General features: G+C 73.5%; 20 protein-coding genes. 14 read left to right on the top strand and 6 right to left on the bottom strand.

The genetic code is table 11. The features are described from left to right. The first annotated feature begins 4 nt into the window (after positions 1-4). Genes GXB85_RS03200 through GXB85_RS03180 form a run of 5 tightly spaced genes read left to right on the top strand, consistent with a single transcriptional unit; the run spans position 5 to position 6,013 of the window. On the top strand, positions 5-475 hold the full coding sequence (locus tag GXB85_RS03200; RefSeq protein WP_161916175.1) for a TraR/DksA family transcriptional regulator: 471 nt from the start codon (positions 5-7) through the stop codon (positions 473-475). 2 nt (positions 476-477) lie between these two features. Beyond that, entirely contained in the window at positions 478-1,047 is a 570-nt protein-coding gene (locus GXB85_RS03195; RefSeq protein WP_370523972.1) for a signal peptidase II, read from the top strand. Beyond that, on the top strand, positions 1,044-1,976 hold the full coding sequence (locus tag GXB85_RS03190; protein WP_161916174.1) for an RluA family pseudouridine synthase: 933 nt from the start codon (positions 1,044-1,046) through the stop codon (positions 1,974-1,976). Before GXB85_RS03195 ends, GXB85_RS03190 begins: the two co-directional genes overlap by 4 nt. A 42-nt stretch (positions 1,977-2,018) precedes the next feature. Continuing rightward, positions 2,019-5,564 carry a DNA polymerase III subunit alpha gene (dnaE, locus tag GXB85_RS03185; RefSeq protein WP_161916173.1) on the top strand — a complete coding sequence of 1,182 codons (3,546 nt, stop codon included), beginning with the start codon at positions 2,019-2,021 and terminating at the stop codon, positions 5,562-5,564. Continuing rightward, on the top strand, positions 5,561-6,013 hold the full coding sequence (locus GXB85_RS03180) for a pyridoxamine 5'-phosphate oxidase family protein (protein ID WP_161916172.1): 453 nt from the start codon (positions 5,561-5,563) through the stop codon (positions 6,011-6,013). Before dnaE ends, GXB85_RS03180 begins: the two co-directional genes overlap by 4 nt. A gap of 37 nt (positions 6,014-6,050) precedes the next feature. Here the strand turns inward: GXB85_RS03180 and GXB85_RS03175 are convergent, their stop codons facing one another. Continuing rightward, positions 6,051-6,272 (bottom strand): RNA-binding S4 domain-containing protein, encoded by a 222-nt coding sequence (locus GXB85_RS03175; protein WP_161916171.1) that lies wholly within the window; start codon positions 6,270-6,272, stop codon positions 6,051-6,053. Between the two features lie 78 nt (positions 6,273-6,350). On the opposite strand from GXB85_RS03175, the gene hisD reads away from it, so the two are divergent. Then, on the top strand, positions 6,351-7,679 hold the full coding sequence (hisD, locus tag GXB85_RS03170; protein WP_161916170.1) for a histidinol dehydrogenase: 1,329 nt from the start codon (positions 6,351-6,353) through the stop codon (positions 7,677-7,679). 54 nt (positions 7,680-7,733) lie between these two features. Here the strand turns inward: hisD and GXB85_RS03165 are convergent, their stop codons facing one another. After that, positions 7,734-9,932, bottom strand: coding sequence for a RecQ family ATP-dependent DNA helicase (locus tag GXB85_RS03165; RefSeq protein WP_161916169.1), 2,199 nt, complete (start codon positions 9,930-9,932; stop codon positions 7,734-7,736). Between the two features lie 44 nt (positions 9,933-9,976). Between GXB85_RS03165 and GXB85_RS03160 the strand changes: the two genes are divergently transcribed. The 8 genes from GXB85_RS03160 (at position 9,977) to GXB85_RS03125 (ending at position 16,050) form a co-directional block, all read left to right on the top strand. Further along, positions 9,977-10,822 carry a S9 family peptidase gene (locus GXB85_RS03160; RefSeq protein ID WP_161916168.1) on the top strand — a complete coding sequence of 282 codons (846 nt, stop codon included), beginning with the start codon at positions 9,977-9,979 and terminating at the stop codon, positions 10,820-10,822. Positions 10,823-10,961: 139 nt separating this feature from the next. Next, positions 10,962-11,594 carry a YgjV family protein gene (locus GXB85_RS03155; RefSeq protein WP_161916167.1) on the top strand — a complete coding sequence of 211 codons (633 nt, stop codon included), beginning with the start codon at positions 10,962-10,964 and terminating at the stop codon, positions 11,592-11,594. Positions 11,595-11,687: 93 nt separating this feature from the next. Further along, positions 11,688-12,788 carry a histidinol-phosphate transaminase gene (locus GXB85_RS03150; RefSeq protein ID WP_161916166.1) on the top strand — a complete coding sequence of 367 codons (1,101 nt, stop codon included), beginning with the start codon at positions 11,688-11,690 and terminating at the stop codon, positions 12,786-12,788. Then, entirely contained in the window at positions 12,785-13,417 is a 633-nt protein-coding gene (hisB, locus tag GXB85_RS03145) for an imidazoleglycerol-phosphate dehydratase HisB (RefSeq protein ID WP_370523971.1), read from the top strand. The genes GXB85_RS03150 and hisB overlap by 4 nt, the downstream gene beginning before the upstream one ends. After that, on the top strand, positions 13,414-13,893 hold the full coding sequence (locus tag GXB85_RS03140; protein WP_161916165.1) for a hypothetical protein: 480 nt from the start codon (positions 13,414-13,416) through the stop codon (positions 13,891-13,893). The genes hisB and GXB85_RS03140 overlap by 4 nt, the downstream gene beginning before the upstream one ends. A gap of 59 nt (positions 13,894-13,952) precedes the next feature. After that, positions 13,953-14,594, top strand: a complete 642-nt coding sequence (gene hisH, locus GXB85_RS03135; protein ID WP_161916164.1) for an imidazole glycerol phosphate synthase subunit HisH — start codon at positions 13,953-13,955, stop codon at positions 14,592-14,594. Beyond that, the gene (gene priA / locus GXB85_RS03130) at positions 14,594-15,328 is read left to right on the top strand and encodes a bifunctional 1-(5-phosphoribosyl)-5-((5-phosphoribosylamino)methylideneamino)imidazole-4-carboxamide isomerase/phosphoribosylanthranilate isomerase PriA (RefSeq protein ID WP_161916163.1); all 735 of its coding nucleotides are present in this window, start codon (positions 14,594-14,596) and stop codon (positions 15,326-15,328) included. Before hisH ends, priA begins: the two co-directional genes overlap by 1 nt. Next, positions 15,325-16,050 carry an SseB family protein gene (locus GXB85_RS03125; RefSeq protein WP_161916162.1) on the top strand — a complete coding sequence of 242 codons (726 nt, stop codon included), beginning with the start codon at positions 15,325-15,327 and terminating at the stop codon, positions 16,048-16,050. Before priA ends, GXB85_RS03125 begins: the two co-directional genes overlap by 4 nt. Before the next feature lie 36 nt (positions 16,051-16,086). Here GXB85_RS03125 and GXB85_RS03120 read toward each other — a convergent pair whose 3' ends face one another. The 4 genes from GXB85_RS03120 to GXB85_RS03105 are packed head-to-tail and all read right to left on the bottom strand — an operon-like array spanning position 16,087 to position 18,588. Continuing rightward, positions 16,087-16,491 carry a spore germination protein GerW family protein gene (locus GXB85_RS03120; RefSeq protein WP_161916161.1) on the bottom strand — a complete coding sequence of 135 codons (405 nt, stop codon included), beginning with the start codon at positions 16,489-16,491 and terminating at the stop codon, positions 16,087-16,089. Positions 16,492-16,517: 26 nt separating this feature from the next. After that, positions 16,518-17,261, bottom strand: a complete 744-nt coding sequence (locus GXB85_RS03115; protein ID WP_161916160.1) for a S1C family serine protease — start codon at positions 17,259-17,261, stop codon at positions 16,518-16,520. Beyond that, positions 17,258-18,196 (bottom strand): hypothetical protein, encoded by a 939-nt coding sequence (locus tag GXB85_RS18040; RefSeq protein ID WP_237727921.1) that lies wholly within the window; start codon positions 18,194-18,196, stop codon positions 17,258-17,260. The genes GXB85_RS03115 and GXB85_RS18040 overlap by 4 nt, the downstream gene beginning before the upstream one ends. A gap of 41 nt (positions 18,197-18,237) precedes the next feature. Further along, positions 18,238-18,588, bottom strand: coding sequence for a DUF1844 domain-containing protein (locus GXB85_RS03105; protein WP_161916159.1), 351 nt, complete (start codon positions 18,586-18,588; stop codon positions 18,238-18,240). Positions 18,589-18,645: the final 57 nt, after the last annotated feature.

The following is an 18,645-nucleotide window of genomic DNA, read 5'->3' as shown; positions in this document are numbered from 1 at the left end:
TGCCATGGCGATCGAAGACCCGGTCAGCTCCGCGGTCGTGCCCGAGCCCGTCCACGAGATGCCGGACCTCGCGACCGCTGTCAAGGGATTCCCGGTGCGCGAGGGCGAGAAGGCGTGGACGGTCAAGGAGGTCCGCGAGATCGCGGACGGTCTCACGGCCGAGATCGGCCGGCTCAGGGTCGAGCTCGCCGAGGCGGACGCCGAGCTGTCGGCGCTGCTGCGCTACTCGGGCGACGGCGCCGGGGACGACCAGGCCGACTCCGGCTCGAGCGCGCTCGAGCGCGAGCAGGAGCTCACCCTGGTGAACAACACCCGGGACCTGCTCGAGCAGAACCTGCACGCCCTCCACCGTGTCGGCGCCCCAGGTTTCGGCGCGTGCGAGTCGTGCGGGAGCGCGATCGGCAAGGCGCGCCTCCAGGCGTTCCCGCGCGCGACCCTGTGCGTGACCTGCAAGGCGAAGCAGGAGCGTCGCTGAGCGTGCGTGCCGCTCGTCCCACGCTCGTCGTGCTCCTCGTCCTGCTCGCGGTCGCCGTGCTCGTCGCCGACCAGCTCACCAAGGTGTGGGCGGTGGCGACCTTCGTCGAGGGTGAGCGGACCCCGATCGTCGGCGACCTCCTCGGCCTCACCCTGCTGTACAACCCGGGCGCCGCCCTGAGCCTCGCGACCGGCATGACGTGGCTGCTCACCGTCGTGGCCGTCGTCGTCGTGATCACGATCATCCGGGTCGCGCCGCGTCTCGGGTCCCGCGGCTGGGCCTGGGCGCTCGGTCTCCTGCTCGGGGGTGCCGCGGGCAACCTCGTCGACCGGCTCGTCCGAGAGCCAGGGGTCGGTCGCGGTCACGTGGTCGACTTCATCGCGTACGGGGACCTCTTCGTGGGCAACGTCGCCGACATCGCGATCGTCGCCGCCGCGGTGCTGATCGTGCTGCTGAGCCTGCGCGGGATCGGTGTCGACGGCTCGCGGCCTGGCCCTGACCCCACGCACGAGCAGCTCGACCGGACGGCGGACGACGACGCCGTCGGCTCGGGCACCGCGGACGATCGATGAGCGAGCTGCGGTCCCTGCCCGTCCCCGACGGGCTGGCCGGTGAGCGGGTCGACGCGGGCATCGCCCGGTTGCTCGGGGTGTCGCGCACCCGTGCGGCGGATCTGGCGGCGGCCGGGGCCGTCCTCGTCGACGGGCGCGTCGTCGGCAAGAGCGAGCGGCTGACGGCGGGCGCCTGGCTCGAGGTCGACCTCGCGGACATCGCGCCCGCGACCCCGGTGGTCCGGGCCGAGCCGGTCCCGGGGATGCGCGTGGTGCACGAGGACGACGACGTCGTGGTGGTGGACAAGCCGGTCGGGGTCGCGGCGCACCCGTCGCCGGGATGGACCGGGCCCACGGTGGTCGGCGCCCTCGCGGCAGCGGGCTTCCGGGTCGCGACGTCGGGAGCCGCCGAACGGCAGGGCATCGTGCACCGGCTCGACGTCGGCACCTCGGGGCTCATGGTCGTCGCCAAGAGCGAGGCGGCCTACCGCGTGCTCAAGCGCGCCTTCAAGGAGCGGACGGTCGAGAAGGTCTACCACGCCGTCGTCCAGGGCCATCCCGAACCGACCACCGGGACGGTCGACGCGCCGATCGGCCGTCACCCGACGGCCGACCACCGCTTCGCCGTGACGGCGGACGGCAAGCCGTCGGTGACGCACTACGAGGTCGTCGAGATGGTGCCGGCGGCCTCGCTCGTCGAGGTCCACCTCGAGACGGGGCGCACCCACCAGATCCGGGTGCACATGGCGGCGCTGCGGCACCCGTGCGTGGGTGACCTCACCTACGGCGCCGACCCGCGACTCGCCGCCCGCCTGGGCCTGACGCGGCAGTGGCTGCACGCGGTGCAGCTCGGCTTCGACCACCCGACGACCGGCCGGCGGCTGACAGTGCGCAGCGACTACCCGCACGACCTCGCCGACGCCTGGGCGCGGCTGCGCGACACCCGGTGACGGGCGTCGGTCGTGTCGGCGCCGCCACCTAGAATCGACGGCATGGCTGACGCAGGTGGCTCCGACTTCGTCCACCTCCACGCGCACACCGAGTACTCGATGCTCGACGGCGCCGCCCGCCTGGACGACCTGTTCGCCGAGGTGAACCGGCTGGGCCAGACCGCGATCGCGATGACTGACCACGGCTACCTCTTCGGGGCCTTCGAGTTCTGGAGCAAGGCGCGCAAGGCCGGCGTCAAGCCGATCATCGGCCTCGAGGCGTACGTGACGCCCGGCACCAGCCGCCACGACCGCACGCGCGTGCGCTGGGGAGACCCGGACCAGAAGTCCGACGACGTCTCGGCCAACGGTTCGTACACCCACATGACCCTGCTCGCGAAGTCCACCGCGGGCATGCACAACCTGTTCCGCATGGGCTCGCTCGCGTCGCTCGAGGGCCAGATGGGCAAGGCTCCCCGCATCGACCGCGAGCTCCTCGAGACCTACGGCAAGGGGCTCGTCGCGACCACGGGCTGCCCCTCGGGCGAGGTGCAGACGCGCCTGCGCCTCGGTCAGTACGACGAGGCGGTGCGGGCCGCTGGCGAGTTCCAGGACATCGTCGGTCGGGACAGCTTCTACGTCGAGCTCATGGACCACGGCCTCGACATCGAGACCCGCGTGCAGAAGGACCTGCTGCGCATCGCGCAGGACATCGGCGCGCCGCTGCTCGCGACGAACGACCTGCACTACGTCACCCGTGAGGACGCGTCGTCGCAGGAGGCGCTCCTGTGCATCAACTCCGGCTCGACGCTGACGGACCCGGACCGCTTCAAGTTCGACGGCGACGGCTACTACGTGAAGTCGGCAGCCGAGATGCGGCACCTGTGGCGCGAGCTCCCGGAGGCCTGCGACAACACGTTGCTCGTGGCGGAGCAGTGCGAGGTCGAGTTCAACACCGGCGCGAACTACATGCCGCGGTTCCCGCTCCCCGACGGCGAGGACGAGACGTCGTGGTTCGTCAAGGAGGTCGAGGCCGGCCTCGCGTTCCGGTACCCCGCCGGTGTTCCCGACAAGGTGCGTGCGCAGGCGGCGTACGAGGTCGAGGTCATCACGCAGATGGGGTTCCCGGGCTACTTCCTCGTCGTCGCGGACTTCATCAACTGGGCCAAGCGGAACGGGATCCGCGTCGGCCCTGGTCGCGGGTCGGCCGCCGGGTCGATGGTGTCCTACGCGATGGGGATCACCGAGCTCGACCCGCTCGAGCACGGCCTCATCTTCGAGCGCTTCCTCAACCCCGAGCGCGTGTCGATGCCCGACGTCGACATCGACTTCGACGAGCGCCGGCGCGGCGAGGTGATCCGCTACGTCAGCGAGAAGTACGGCGACGAGCGCGTCGCGCAGATCGTGACCTACGGGACCATCAAGGCCAAGCAGGCCCTCAAGGACTCGAGCCGCCTGCTCGGCTTCCCGTTCGCGATGGGGGAGAAGCTCACCAAGGCCATGCCCCCTGCGGTGATGGGCAAGGACATCTCGCTCGCAGGGATCTTCGACACCGCCGACCCGCGCCACGCCGAGGCGGAGGAGTTCCGCCAGCTGCACGCGGGGGACCCGGACGCGCAGCGGGTCGTCGAGCTCGCCCGGGGCATCGAGGGCCTGAAGCGCCAGTGGGGCGTGCACGCCGCCGGGGTCATCATGTCGAGCGATCCCCTGATCGACATCATCCCGATCATGCGTCGGCCGCAGGACGGCGCCGTCATCACCCAGTTCGACTACCCGACGTGCGAGGGCCTCGGGCTCATCAAGATGGACTTCCTGGGGTTGCGCAACCTCACCATCCTCGACGACGCCCTCGTCAACATCGAGATGAACGGCAAGCCGCCGATCGAGGTCGAGACGCTGCCGCTGGACGACCGGCCTACGTACGAGCTCCTCGGCCGGGGCGACACCCTCGGGGTCTTCCAGCTCGACGGCGGCCCCATGCGCGCGCTGCTGCGCCAGATGCGACCCGACAACTTCGAGGACATCTCGGCCGTCATCGCGCTGTACCGGCCTGGCCCGATGGGCATGAACTCGCACACCAACTACGCGCTGCGCAAGAACGGGATGCAGCAGGTCACCCCGATCCACCCCGAGCTCGCCGAACCCCTCGCGGAGGTGCTCGACGAGACGTACGGCCTGATCGTCTACCAGGAGCAGGTCCAACGCGCGGCCCAGATCCTCGCGGGCTACTCGCTCGGTCAGGCCGACCTGCTCCGCCGCGCCATGGGCAAGAAGAAGAAGGAGGTCCTCGACGCCGAGTTCGTCCCCTTCCAGGCCGGCATGCGTGAGCGGGGCTACTCGGACGGCGCGATCCAGGCGGTGTGGGACACCCTCGTGCCGTTCGCGGGGTACGCGTTCAACAAGGCGCACTCGGCCGCTTACGGCGTCATCTCGTACTGGACCGGGTTCCTCAAGGCCAACTACCCGACCGAGTACATGGCCGCGCTGCTCACGAGCGTGCGGGACGACAAGGACAAGCTCGCGCTCTACCTCGGCGAGTGCCGGCGCATGGGGATCACCGTGCTGCCGCCGGACGTCAACTCGTCGGCGGCCAACTTCACGGCCGTCGGTGAGGACATCCGCTTCGGCCTGACGGCCGTGCGCAACGTCGGCGCGAACGTCGTCGACGCGATCGTGACCACGCGCGAGGCCAAGGGCTCGTTCTCGTCGTTCACGGACTTCCTCGACAAGGTGCCGGCGGTCGTGTGCAACAAGCGCACCATCGAGTCCCTGATCAAGGCGGGTGCGTTCGACTCGCTGGCTCCCAGCCGCCGCGCTCTGCTGCTCGTCCACGAGCAGGCCGTCGACTCGGTGGTCGGGGTGAAGCGCCGCGAGGCCGAGGGCCAGTTCGACCTCTTCGCCGGGCTCGGCGGAGGCGACGACGCAGACCCGACGATGACGTTCAGCGTCGAGGTCCCGGACGTCCCCGACTGGGACAAGAAGCAGCGGCTCGCCTTCGAGCGCGAGATGATCGGCCTGTACGTGTCCGACCACCCCCTGTCCGGTCTCGAGCACGTGCTCGCGGCCGCCGGTGACTGCTCGATCGCGACGCTGAGCACCGACGAGACGCGCGCCGACGGCTCGATGGTGACGGTGTGCGGTCTGGTGACCTCGCTCCAGCGCAAGATGTCCAAGAACGGCAACCCGTGGGCCGCCGTGACGCTCGAGGACCTCGACGGGTCGATCGAGATCATGTTCTTCGGGGAGACGTACCTGGCGTACTCGACGGCGCTCGCGGCCGACGCCGTGCTCACGGTGCGCGGCCGGGTGCGGCGCCGGGACGACGCGATGCAGCTGCAGGCGGTCGAGGTCTGGCTCCCGGACGTCTCGGACGTCGAGTCGCGGCCCGTGACCATCAGCATGGCGGTCTCCCGGTGCACGCCACCCGTCGTCGAGCGGCTGCGCGAGATCCTCGCGACCCATCCTGGCGTGACCGAGGTGCACCTCAAGCTGACGCAACCCGGGCGGTCGACGATGATGCGTCTCGAGGAGGGACTGCGCGTCGAGCGTTCCCCTGCGCTCTACGGGGACCTCAAGGCCCTCCTGGGACCCGGGTGCCTGGACGCATGACTGGTCGCCCTTCCCCTGCCTCGTCGGCCGCCGCGCATGCGCGTCGAGACGTCCGGCTCACCCCCGAGCAGCACGTCTTCGTCACCGAGCGGCACCTCGCCACCCTCACGACGCTGCGTGCCGACGGCAGCCCGCACGTGGTCCCCGTGGGCTTCACGTGGGACCCGGAGGAGTGCGTGCTGCGGATCACGAGCCGCGGGACGTCGGTCAAGGTGCGCAACATCGAGCGTGCGGGTGACGAGGGCCTGCGCGTGGCGGTGTGCCAGGTCGACGGAGGCCGCTGGCTGACGTTCGAGGGGCGGGCGACGGTCTCGCGGGACGCGGACGAGGTCGCCGAGGCGATGCGACGCTATGCCCGCAGGTACCGCACCCTCGAGCCTGACCCGCGACGCGTCGTCGTGCGGGTCGCCGTCCGTCGCGTGCTCGGGTCGGCGTACATGACGCGCTGAACGAGGCGTCGCGCGGTCTGTCTGCGCGGGCCGGGGCTCAGGTGAGTCGGACCGTGAGCTCACCCTCCGGCCGCGCCACGGTGACCACGTCGCCCGCCCCCAGCTGGCGTCCGCGCCGTTGCTCGAGCTCGCCGTTGACGTGCACCTCACCCTCGTCGAGCAGGTGGCGTGCGTGCGCGCCCGACTCGGCCGCGCCGGCCAGCTTGAGGAGCTGACCGAGGCGAATCACATCGGTCACGTGCACGGTCTCCTCGTCCATGGTGACCAGTGTGCCCCGAGCTCGCCGTGGAGGTGGACCCGGGGCCGCTCGGGTCGGTCGCGCGCCTAGACTCGCCGCATGATCTCGCGCATCGACCTGCGGGGGCAGCGGCCGGACCGGCGCGCGCTCACCGCGGCGCTCCCTCGTCCCGAGCTCGACGTCGCGGGCGCGGCGGAGCAGGTGGCCCCGCTGATGGAGCAGGTCCGCCTGCACGGCGCCGCCGTTCTCCGCGACCTCGCGGAGCGCTTCGACGGCGTGCGGCCCGAGCACCTCCGCGTACCCCCCGAGGCCCTCGAGCGCGCACTCGACGGTCTCGACCCGCGCGTGCGCGCGGCGCTCGAGGAGTCGATCCGGAGGGCGCACGCGGTGCACGCGGCCCAGGTGCCGAGCCCGACGTCGGTCGACCTCGCGCCGGGTGCGCAGGTGCGGCAGCGCTGGATCCCCGTGCGGCGAGTCGGTCTGTACGTCCCCGGGGGCCTCGCGGTCTACCCGTCCTCGGTCGTCATGAACGTCGTGCCCGCCCAGGCCGCAGGCGTCGCGTCGCTCGCCGTGAGCAGCCCGCCCCGTGCCGAGCACGGCGGGCTGCCCCATCCGACCATCCTCGCGGCGTGCGCCCTCCTCGGGGTCGACGAGGTCTACGCCGTCGGCGGGGCCCAGGCGATCGCGATGCTCGCCCACGGCGCGGTCGGCGACACGCCGGGCGAGCAGCTGTGCGAGGCGGTCGACGTCATCACTGGCCCGGGCAACCAGTACGTCACGGCGGCCAAGCGTCTCGTCCGCGGTCTCGTCGGGATCGACTCCGAGGCCGGGCCGACCGAGATCGCCGTGCTGGCGGACGCGTCCGCCGACCCGCTGCACGTAGCGGTCGACCTCATCTCGCAGGCAGAGCACGGGCCCACGTCAGCGTCGGTCCTCGTGACGGACTCCTCGGTTCTGGCCGGCGCCGTCGAAGAGCTGCTCCCGCGCCTGGTGGCCGCGACCCGGCACCGCGACCGCGTCGCGACGGCCCTCGCGGGTCCCCAGTCGGCCGTCGTGCTCGTCGACGACCTGGACCAGGGCCTCGAGGTCGTCAACGCCTACGGTGCCGAGCACCTCGAGATCCAGACCGCCGACGCCTCCGCGGTGGCCGAACGTGTCACGAGCGCGGGTGCGATCTTCGTCGGGCCCTTCTCACCCGTGTCGCTCGGGGACTACATGGCCGGGTCCAACCACGTGCTCCCGACGGGCGGCTGCGCGCACTTCTCGAGCGGCCTCGGGGTGCACAGCTTCCTGCGCCCGGTCCAGGTGATCGAGTACGCGCGCGAGGCGCTCGGCGAGCTCGCCGACCGCATCGACGCGCTCGCGCAGGACGAGGACCTCCCCGCCCACGGTGAGGCCGTACGAGCGCGCTTCACGGCCGGAGGCTGAGCGCTCGACCGCGGTCGCCGGCGGCCGACCACCCGGGGGCCGTACCGGTGCTCGTCAGCCGAGCGCGAGGGCGAGCGGGAGCACCTCGGCGGCGCCGGCCCGCCGCAGCAGGCGCGCGGCCACGGTCATGGTCCAGCCCGAGTCGACCCTGTCGTCGACCAGCAGGACCCGTCGGCCCGGAAGCCCTTCGAGCGCCGCTGGTGACAGCGCGAGCGAGAGCCTTCGGCCCACGCCTGCGAGCCGCTGGGCGGAGTTGACGTCGTGCCGACCAGGAGGGGACTCCGGATCAGGGCGGACCTCACCGACCACGGGGACCCCGAGGTGGCCCGCTGCCCCGCGCGCGAGGTGCTCGACGAGTCCGGGACGGGACGCCGAGGGGATGAGCACCACGCCCTCGACGGCCGGACGCCACGCCTCGAGGACCTCGATCACGCCGTGCGCGAGAGCGTCAGGGACCTCGACGGCCCGCTGCTCGGCCGTCGGTGCGTAGAGGGCGCGGACCACGCCGCCCAGGCCCAGTCCGTCGCTGCGCGCGACCGCGCGACCCGGCGCGTGCTGCTCGGCGGGCGGGATGCGACCGCTGAGACCGAGGCCGAGCCTGCCCAGGCCGCTCGGCCACTGTCGCCGCGGCGCGATCTCGACACCGGGCACGGCGAGGCGGGCCCGGGCGACGGCGATCGCCTCGTCGTCGGGAGCGTCGGCCGCCGAGGTCCCGCCGCACCGGTCGCACCTGCCGCACCGCCAGTCGGGAGCGCCGTCCATGCCGGGGTCGTCGAGAGCTCGGCGCAGGTGGGCCATGCGACAACCGGGCGTGCGTACGTAGTCGAGCATGAGCTGCTGCTCGGCGCGGCGGGTCTCCTCCACGCGGGCGTAGCGCTCGGCGTCGTACTCCCACCCGGCCCCGGTGGCCACCCAGCCCCCGCGCTCGCGCCGGACCGCCCCGTCGACGTCGAGGACCTTGAGCATCAGCTCGAGCCGCGTGCGCCGCAGGTCGACCAGCGGTTCCAGCGCGGCCGTCGACATCGGCCCCGACGCCTCGCGGAGAGCCGTGAGCGCACGACGCACCTCGGCCTCGGGCGGGAACGCCATCGAGGCGAACCAGTCCCAGACCGCACGGTCGTCCCGGCCGGGAAGCAGCACCACGTCGGCCCGGTGCGTGGCGCGGCCCGCGCGCCCCACCTGCTGGTAGTACGCGATGGGGGAGGCGGGCGCACCGAGGTGGACCACGAAGCCGAGGTCGGGCTTGTCGAAACCCATCCCGAGGGCGGACGTCGCGACGAGGGCCTTGACCCGGTTCTCGAGGAGGTCGGACTCGCACGAGAGACGTTCGGCCGGGTCGGTGCGCCCCGTGTAGGCCCGCACGGTCAGACCGGCGGCCGCGAGGTGCGCGGTGACCTGTTCGGCCGCGGCCACCGTGAGGCAGTACACGATGCCCGAACCCTCGTAGGTCGGCAGGGTCCGTGCGAGCCACGCGAGCTGGGCCGCGTGCGAGTCGAGCTCGCGTACCGCCAGGTGCAGGCTCGGCCTGTCGAGCTCGCCGCGCAGGACGGTCACGGCACCGGCGTCGTCGGCGGTCGAGGCACCGAGCTGCTCGGCGACATCGGCCGTGACGCGCGTGTTCGCCGTGGCCGTCGTCGCGAGCACGGGGGTGCCGGCAGGCAGCTCGCCGAGCAGGGTGCGGATCCGTCGGTAGTCCGGGCGGAAGTCGTGACCCCAGTCCGAGACGCAGTGCGCCTCGTCGACCACGAGCAGTCCTGTGCCTGCGGCGAGGCGGGGGAGCACCTCGTCGCGGAAGCCCGGGTTGTTGAGCCGCTCGGGGGAGACGAGGAGGACGTCGATCTCTCCGGCCGCGACGCGTGCGTGGACCTCGTCCCACTCCTCGGTGTTCGCAGAGTTGATCGTCTCGGCACGGATCCCGGCCCGCCGCGCGGCGTCGACCTGGTTGCGCATGAGGGCGAGCAGCGGCGACACGATGACCGTGGGACCGCGCCCTGCGGCGCGCAGCAGCGCCGTGGCGACGAAGTACACGGCGGACTTCCCCCAGCCGGTGCGCTGGACCACGAGGGCCCGCCGACCCGCGAGCAGGGCCTCGATCGCGGTCCACTGGTCGGTGCGAAGGGTCGCCTCGGGCTGCCCGACGAGGCGGCGGAGCACCTCCTCGGCGGCCGCGCGCTGAGCGCCCTCCGCGGGTTCGTCGAGGCCGGTCGACGGCGACGAGGACGGCTGGGTGACGTCGGGCTCGGATCGGGGCACCGCACGAGTGTTCCAGCGTGCCCCGACACTGCAAGACTTGCCCCATGGCTCCTCGCGCACGGCGCGTCGTCCCGGCGTTGCTGGCCCTCGCGCTCGTGGCCGGCGTCGCCGCCTGCACCGGTGAGGGGGCCGAGGGCGGCCCGCCGGGCGACGGCGCGCGAGCCGAGGTCGTCGTGGCGGAGGTCGAGTACCGCACGGGCAGGGCCGGCAGGCTCCAGGTGCCCGCGGGGCCCGACGCGGTCGTCGTGCTCGTCCCGGGTGGCTCGTGGCGGTCGGCCGACCCGGCGGGCATGCACGTGCTCGCGGACGCCCTGGGCAGTGCCGGGCTCGCCACCTTGACCGTCACCTACGGCACGGACGGCACCGGCGACCACCACCCGGTCCCGGTGCAGGACCTCACGTGCGCGACGGCCTTCGCCGCCGCGCGCGTCCCGGACGTCCCCGTCGTGCTCCTCGGTCACTCGGCCGGAGCGCACCTGGCGGCGCTCGCGGCCCTCGCCCCCGACCAGGGCGCCGCCTGCGCCGCACCCGCGCACGACGCCGACGCCGTGGTCGGGTTCGCCGGACCGTACGACGTCGAGCGCGTCGGGCCCGTCGCGGGAGCGCTCTTCGACGCGCCTCGCAGCCAGGAACCGGAGCTGTGGGCCGACGGCAACCCGCTCACCTGGGTGTCGGAGCGTCCCGAGGTGCCGTTCCTGCTCGTGCACGGCGAGGACGACGCGGTGGTGCCGCAGGCGCTCACCGACGACTTCGGGGCGGCGCTGCACGAGGCGGGGCACGAGGTCACCGTCGTCACCTACCCTGGCGTCGACCATCTGCAGGTCATCGACCCGAACGTCGTCGCCGACGACGTCGTGCGGTGGGTGACCGGGGCGGTCGTGGACCGGTGACGCGGGGCGTGGGACCTCCTGCTGCCTCGCGCGGTCCGAGTGCTCCGGAGTGCGTCGACCCGACGACCTCCGGCCCCGGCCGCCCATCCCCGCGGCCACCCCGCCGCACGTCACGTGCGCCTGTTCCCGGAGGTTCTCGGTGCCCGTCCTCGAAGTGATCGGCTGGGCCGGTTCGGCCCTGCTCGTGCTGTCCCTGCTGCAGACCCGCGTCATGCGCTTCCGCGTGCTCAACGCCGTCGCGTGCGTCGTCCTGGTGGGCTACAACGCCGCCGTGGGCGTCTGGCCGATGGTCGGCATGAACGTCGTGCTCGTGGGCATCAACCTGTGGGTGATCCGCAAGCTCCTCCGTGAGCGGCACGACGCCCGGGTGTACGACGCGGTGCCGATCGGGGTGCACGAGCCGCTGCTGCGGCGCCTCCTCGAGCGCCACGGTGAGGACATCCGTTCGTTCAACCCGGGCCTGCCCGCGGACGTCACGCACGAGGCCGAGCACGCCTTCGTCGTGACCCTCGGGGACGAGGTGGTCGGCGTCGTGCTCTCGCGCACCGGGGCCGCTCCCGACGAGCAGCAGGTGCTGCTCGACTACGTCACCCCTGCCTACCGCGACTTCACGCCCGGCGAGTTCGTCTTCCGGCCGGACGGGCCGTTCGCGGCGCTGGGGACCCGGCGCGTCGTCGCCTCGCCGGGCATGGCGGCCTCCGAGCGCTACCTGCGCACCGTCGGCTTCGTCGAGCAGGGCGGCCACCGCGTGCTCGAGCTCGGCCGGGCCTGACGCCGGGCCGGACGCGTTCGGGTGGTGCGGGACCCGCGGGACGAGGAGCGGACGACACCCCCGTCGGCCTCGTGCCCTGACTACGATCGCGGCGTGACCGAGCCGACGCTTCCCGTGCGCCCCGAGCTCGCCGGGCTCGAGCCCTACGGGGCCCCCCAGCTCGACGTGCCGGTGCTGCTCAACGTCAACGAGAACCCGTACCCGCCGTCGTCGACCGTCGTGGACGACGTCGCCGAGGCGGTCCGCCGCGCCGCGGGCGGCCTCAACCGCTACCCGGACCGGGACTTCCCGGCGCTGCGCGCGGACCTGGCCGACTACCTCACGCGTGAGTCGGGCGTGCCGGTCGAGGCCGCGCAGGTGTGGGCGGCCAACGGGTCCAACGAGGTCATGCTCCACCTGCTCCAGGCGTTCGGTGGACCCGGCCGTACCGCGCTGTCGTTCGCGCCGACGTACTCGATGTACCCCGAGTACGCGCGCGACACGTCCACGCGCTGGGTGGTCGGCCGTCGCGCCGAGGACTTCACGCTCGACGTCGAGCAGGCCGTCGCCGCGGTCGCCGAGCACCGACCGTCGGTCGTCCTGCTCGCGAGCCCGAACAACCCCACGGGCACCGCCCTCGACCTCCCCACGGTGCGTGCCCTGCTGGATGCTGCCCGTCAGGTACCTGGCGGCTGCGTCGTCGTGGTCGACGAGGCGTACGGCGAGTTCCGCCGGGCGGGGGTGCCCTCGGCGCTCGAGCTCCTGGCGGACCATCCGCACCTCGCGGTGAGCCGGACCATGTCCAAGGCGTTCGGGCTGGCCGGTGCGCGGCTCGGCTACCTCGCGGCGGCTCCGGCGCTGGTCGACGCGCTCCGGGTGGTCCGGCTGCCGTACCACCTGTCGGCGGTGACGCAGGCGGTCGCGCGTGCCGCGCTCGCCCACGCGGATGAGCTGATGGCCCAGGTCGGCGCGTTGCGTGCCGAGCGTGACCGCACCGTGGAATGGTTGCGGTCACGCGGTCTGCGGGTCGCGGAGACCGACGCGAACTTCGTGCTCTTCGGCACGTTCGCCGACCGCCACGCCGTGTGGCAGGGCCTGCTCGACCGCGGCGTGCTGATCCGCGAGACGGGACCGGACGGCTGGCTGAGGGTGTCGATCGGCACCCCGGCGGAGATGGCGGCGTTCCAGGACGCCCTCGAGGAGGTGGCACTGTGAGAGGACGCAGCGGTGACGAGACGGTGGTCACCCACCGCACGGGCCGGGTGTCGCGCACCACGTCGGAGTCCGACGTGCACGTCGAGCTCGACCTCGACGGCACGGGGCGCACCGAGATCTCGACGTCGGTGCCCTTCTACGACCACATGCTGACGGCGCTCGGCAAGCACGCCCTCGTGGACCTGACCGTGCGTGCCACGGGTGACGTGGAGATCGACGTCCACCACACGGTCGAGGACGTCGCGATCGCGCTCGGTGAGGCGCTGCGCGAGGCCTTGGGGGACAAGGCCGGGATCGCGCGGTTCGGCGACGCGCTCGTGCCGCTCGACGAGGCGCTCGCCCAGGCGGTCGTCGACGTCTCCGGCCGGCCCTACCTGGTGCACGACGGCGAGCCTGCGGGCCAGGAGTACCACCTGATCGGCGGGCACTTCACGGGCTCCCTCACACGCCACGTGCTCGAGTCGATCGCCCACCACGCGGGCATCTGCATCCACATGCGCGTGCTCGCGGGCCGGGACCCGCACCACGTCGTCGAGGCGCAGTTCAAGGCGCTCGCCCGCGCGCTCCGCGCCGCCGTGGCCCGCGACCCGCGCGTCGAGGGGATCCCCTCGACCAAGGGCGCGCTGTGACGGACGACGCTCCCGGCGCGGACGACGTCCCGGCCGGGCTCGCCCCGGTCGCCGTCGTCCTGACGAAGGTCGCGGTGCCCGAGGGGCTCGCGGCCGCGTGCGCCCTGAGCAAGGTGCCGGTAGACGCGGTAGCCACGGAGATCGGCGCGGTGGCGGTCTGCCGCTCGACGGAGGCGGGCGACCCCGAGCGGGCGGCCCAGGTGATCTCGCAGCTGCTGCAGAACACCCCTGTGGTGCTGCTGGTGCAGCGGGCGGGCAGGCTCACCGCGACCCGGTGGAGCGCTGGTCGCGAGGACGAGGAGGTCCCCGCGGCCCTCATGCTCGACGGCGCCCCGCCCGAGATCGAGCACCTCCTGCTCGGCGGCCTCCAGGTCGGCGAGATCGCGGGAGCGGTGAGCTCGGTGGGCATGTCGCGCTGGCGTGCCATGCGTGTGCTTGCGGCCGCGGCCAAGGTCGGGCGGGGCCGACGCGGCTGACGCGTGTGCAGCATCCGGACGTCGGAGAGCGTCCGACGCCCCGCGTCTAGACTCGTGCGGTGACCTCCCCAGACGTCGTCGTGCTCGACTACGGCTTCGGCAACGTGCGCTCCGCGGTGCGTGCCCTCGAACGCGTGGGCGCGACGGTCGAGCTCACGGCCGACGCCGACCGGGCGGCGGCCGCCGACGGTCTCGTGGTGCCGGGGGTCGGGGCGTTCGCCGCCGTCATGGCCGGGCTGCGCGCCGTGCGCGGTGACCAGATCATCGACCGTCGCCTGGCCGGGGGTCGTCCTGTGCTGGGCATCTGTGTCGGGATGCAGGTGATGTTCGAGACGGGTGAGGAGCACGGGCAGCGGACCGAGGGGCTCGGCGAGTGGCCGGGGGTCGTCGACCGCCTGGCAGCCCCCGTCGTGCCGCACATGGGCTGGTCGACCGTCGAGCCTGCCGAGGGCTCGGTGCTCTTCGACGGCCTCGACGGCGCGCACTTCTACTTCGTGCACTCCTACGCCGCGCGCTCCTTCGCGCAGCTCGGCGGAGGACGCTTCACCCCGCCCCAGGTGACCTGGGCGGATCACGGTGGCCGCTTCGTCGCGGCCGTCGAGAACGGCCCGCTCGCGGCCACGCAGTTCCACCCCGAGAAGTCGGGGGACGCCGGAGCGCAGCTCCTCGCCAACTGGGTCGCGACCCTGAAGGGACTCTGATGTCTGCTGCTCGCCTCGAGCTCCTGCCCGCCGTCGACGTCGCCGACGGTCAGGCCGTCCGACTCGTCCAGGGAGAGGCAGGGTCGGAGACGTCCTACGGAGACCCCCTCACGGCCGCCCTCGACTGGCAGGCGGGCGGCGCGGAGTGGATCCACCTGGTCGACCTCGACGCGGCGTTCGACCGTGGGACGAACGCGGACCTGCTCGCGCGGGTCGTCGCGGCCGTCGACGTCAAGGTCGAGATGTCGGGCGGCATCCGGGACGACGCGTCGCTCGAGCGTGCGCTCGCGACAGGGTGCGCACGCGTCAACCTGGGTACCGCCGCTCTCGAGGACCCGCAGTGGACGGCCCGCGCGATCGCGGAGCACGGCGAGCGGATCGCCGTCGGGCTCGACGTGCGCGGCACGACCCTCGCGGCACGCGGGTGGACCCGGGACGGCGGCGACCTCTGGGAGGTGCTCGAGCGTCTCGACGCCGCGGGGTGCGCACGGTACGTCGTCACCGACGTGACCAAGGACGGCACGCTGCGTGGGCCCAACGTCGACCTGCTGCGCGAGGTGTGCCGCCGGACCCACGCACCGGTCGTGGCCTCGGGCGGGATCTCGAGCCTCGAGGACCTCGCCGCGCTGCGCGAGCTGGTCGGCGAAGGGGTCGAGGGCGCGATCGTCGGGAAGGCCCTGTACGCCGGCGCCTTCACGCTGCCGCAGGCGCTCGAGGTGGCCGGCCGGCCGTGAGCGGTCGTGCCCTGCCACCCACGTCGGGGTTCGCGGACGACGACGGTCGCGCCGCCCCGGCCCTCGTCCGTGCGCTCGCACGCGCGGCGGCCGACGGCGCCCGGGTCGTCGACGTGGTCGCGGCGCTCGCGGAGGCGCGCGTCCTGGTCCCCGTCCTCGCCGAGGCCGAGGTGGTGGAGAAGGGCGCCGAGGGCCTCGCGGTCGACCGGACTGCCTCGACCGGTGTCGTCGCCCTGCGGACGCCCGACGGCCGTACGGCCCTGCCCGTCTTCTCGGACGTCGCGGCGATGGCCGCCTGGCATCGCGGTGCGCGGCCGGTGCCCGCGGAGGGCCCGCGTGCGGCCGCGTCGGCGCTGCAGGAGGGCTGGGAGGTCCTCGTCGTCGACCCCGCAGGGCCGGCCGTGGTGGTGCCGCACCCGGCGCTCCGGGCGCTGGCCTCGGGACGACCATGGACCCCTGCGGTGGTCGACGGCGGCGTCCGCAGGGAGCTCAGCGACGTCGTGGCGACGGCCCTCGCCGATGTCGAGGAGGTGCGTCGCGCCCATCTCGAGCCGGGCAGGCGTGCCGAGGTCGCCGTGGTGCTGGCCCTGCGGCCGGGCCTCGACCGCGCACGCCTCGACGCGGTGCTCGCACGGGTCGGCGAACGGCTCGCGGAAGCGGAGCTGGCCGCACAGGTCGACACACTCGAGGTGCGTGTCGTCACCGCCACCGCACGGCCCTGAACGCCGGGGGCCGGAGGCGGCCGCCGGGAAGCGCGGTCAGCGCGTCCGACGGCGCACGCGCCACGCCCACGCGAACGCGACGAGCGCGACGGCGCCCACGACCTGCCCGCCCAGGATCACGCGACCGAGGTCGAGCGCGGGCTGCCACGTGACCCGGGCCCCGTCGACGACGTAGGCGCCCAGCGGTCGCACGTGTACTCCGTAACCTCCGCCGCCGCCCTCGCCGGCCCCCTCACCGCGGTCGGCCTCGCCGATCGTGCCCGTGCCCCACCCGGCGCCCGAGCCCCCGGTGACCCGAGCCACGGGGACGAGGGTCACGGAGCCCTCCGTGATCGGTTCCCCGAACGCCCGGCGCACCGTCAGCAGGTCGGACGCGGTCCGCAGGGCGTCGCTGCCGCGGCCCTGGGGGGTCGCGCGGCTCGTGCCGTTCGTCTCGCTCATCGCAGGCTCCTCGTGGTCGTGGTTCCTCACCCGTCGCACCCGGGCGCGGGCACGAACGCCTCGTCGTCGGCCAGCAGGTCGACCAGCGTGCTCACCGGGACGATGAAGCTCTGCCCGGCCGCGCTCTTGGCGTAGACGACGCCCACCACCTCGCCCGCGGCGTTGAGGACCGCCGAGCCGGAGCTGCCCGGCTCGACGGGGGCGTCGGTCACGAGCACCTGACCGAGGTTCTCGTTCAGCGGGTCGGTCGTGGCGCCGATCACCTGGCCGTCGGTCACCGTCAGCAGGCCGCCCTGGGGGTAGCCGACCACGGTGACCACGTCCCCGCGCGCAGGGTCGGCCTCCGCGAGGCGCGGCGAGGACGGGAGCTCCTCGGCCGTCCGCACCACGGCGAGGTCGGCGAGGTCAGCGGTCTCGGCCGCGGTCACGTCGATGTCGCGCCCGTCGTAGGTCGAGACCTGTAGGTCCGCGGAGTCCGCGACGACGTGCTTGTTCGTGATCAGCGTCGTCGCGTCGATCGCGAAACCCGATCCGGTCGACAGCGAGCTGCACCCGACGTTGCGGATGCGGACGGCCATCCGTTGAACCGCGTCGAAGCCGTCGGGGGAGAGGCTGTCCCGGCCGTTCGGTTCCACCGCCGGTGCCTCGCTCGGCACGAAGTCCGTCTGCGCGGGCGGGGGCATCCGGGGGACGTCCTCGACGACGCCGCAGCCCGCGAGGACCAGGCCGAGACCGGCAGCGGCGAGCGGTGCGCGCAGGTGACGGGTCATCGCTCGAGCTCGGTCTGCAGGGTCGCGTTGGCCTCGGTCGCGGCCTGGCACAGCGTGTCGACGTCGGTCGCGTACTGGGTGAGGGCGGCCTCGTCGTACGGCTTCTGGTCCGGCGGAGCATCCGCCTGGGCCCGCAGGTACGTGATCAGCTGCTGCTGGCCCTGCACGCACTGGTCGAGCGCCAGCGCGACGTCGCCTGCGGCCTCGGTCACGCGTTCCTGGTAGTCCGCGAGCTGCCGCTGCGCCTCGCGGTCGTCGCCCACCTGTGCCTTCTCGTTGGCGAGCTCCGCGATGCGTGTGTTGGCGGTCGAGAGCTGGTCCCGGACGGCCGCGAGCTCGGACCGGGCACCCTCGAGCTCCGCCCGGGTGGTCGCCAGCTCGGTGCCGAGCTCGGCGGCCTCGCCCCGGTAGGCCTCGGCGCGCCCCTCCCAGGCATCACTCGTGCGCCAGAGGTAGGCGATACCCGTGCCGGCCAGGGCGACCAGCACGGCGAGCGTGACGACCGCGACGGTGAGCCGTCGCCGTCGCCTGCGCTCCCTCGCGTCGTGGTGGGCGCGCTGGCGGTGGTGGCCGGCCGACGGCCGGGACCCCGGCCCTGCAGAGTCGTCGCCGGCAGCTCCGGGGCACGGCACGTCGTCGTCCGCGCCGGCAACGCTGGGTGCTGACGCAGCGTCCTCCTCGACGGGATGCGGTGCCGCGGGAGCGCTCTCGTGGGTCGCCGACGCCTCGGACGCGGGGGCCGTGTCCTCGTCCACCGACGACGTGTCCTGCGGTGCCGACCCGGCGCCCTGCGAGGCACGACCGTCCGAGTCACCGTCGTCCGCGCGGGGGACGGTGCTCTCCTGGACGTCGAGCGACGCCGTCGCGCCGAGCCGCTCGTGCGGCTCGCCGGCGGTGTTCGAGGCCGTCCGCGCACGGTCCGAGGGCTCGGTCATGCTCCCAGGATAGGGAAAGTCACCACCGGGGTGACGGCCGCTCAGGACACGGGGCCGGTGAGGGCCTCACCAGGGCCTTCGCCAGGGGGGTCGGGGTACGGCGAGGCCTCACGGAACGCGAGCTGGAGCGAGCGGAGGCCGTCGCGCAGCGAGCGGGCGTGCTGGTTGCCGATGTCCGGCGCGGCAGAGGTCACGAGGCCCGCGAGGGCCGTGATGAGCTTGCGCGCCTCGTCGAGGTCCATGAGCTCGGCACCGCTGCGACCGTCTTCGTCCGGCCCCAGGCCGCACTTGACCGCGGCGGCACTCATCAGGTGCACGGCAGCGGTCGTGATGACCTCGACGGCCGGGACCTCGGCGATGTCGCGGGTCGGGCTGCTCGGGATGTCGCTCATGGCCCCGATCCTCTCACCGTGGTGGGGGCGCGCCTGACGCGCGCCCCCACCACGTGT

It is taken from the genome of Cellulomonas sp. APG4 (assembly GCF_009996735.1).
Lineage (GTDB): Bacteria > Actinomycetota > Actinomycetes > Actinomycetales > Cellulomonadaceae > Actinotalea.
This window is presented reverse-complemented; position numbering and strand designations above follow the sequence as displayed.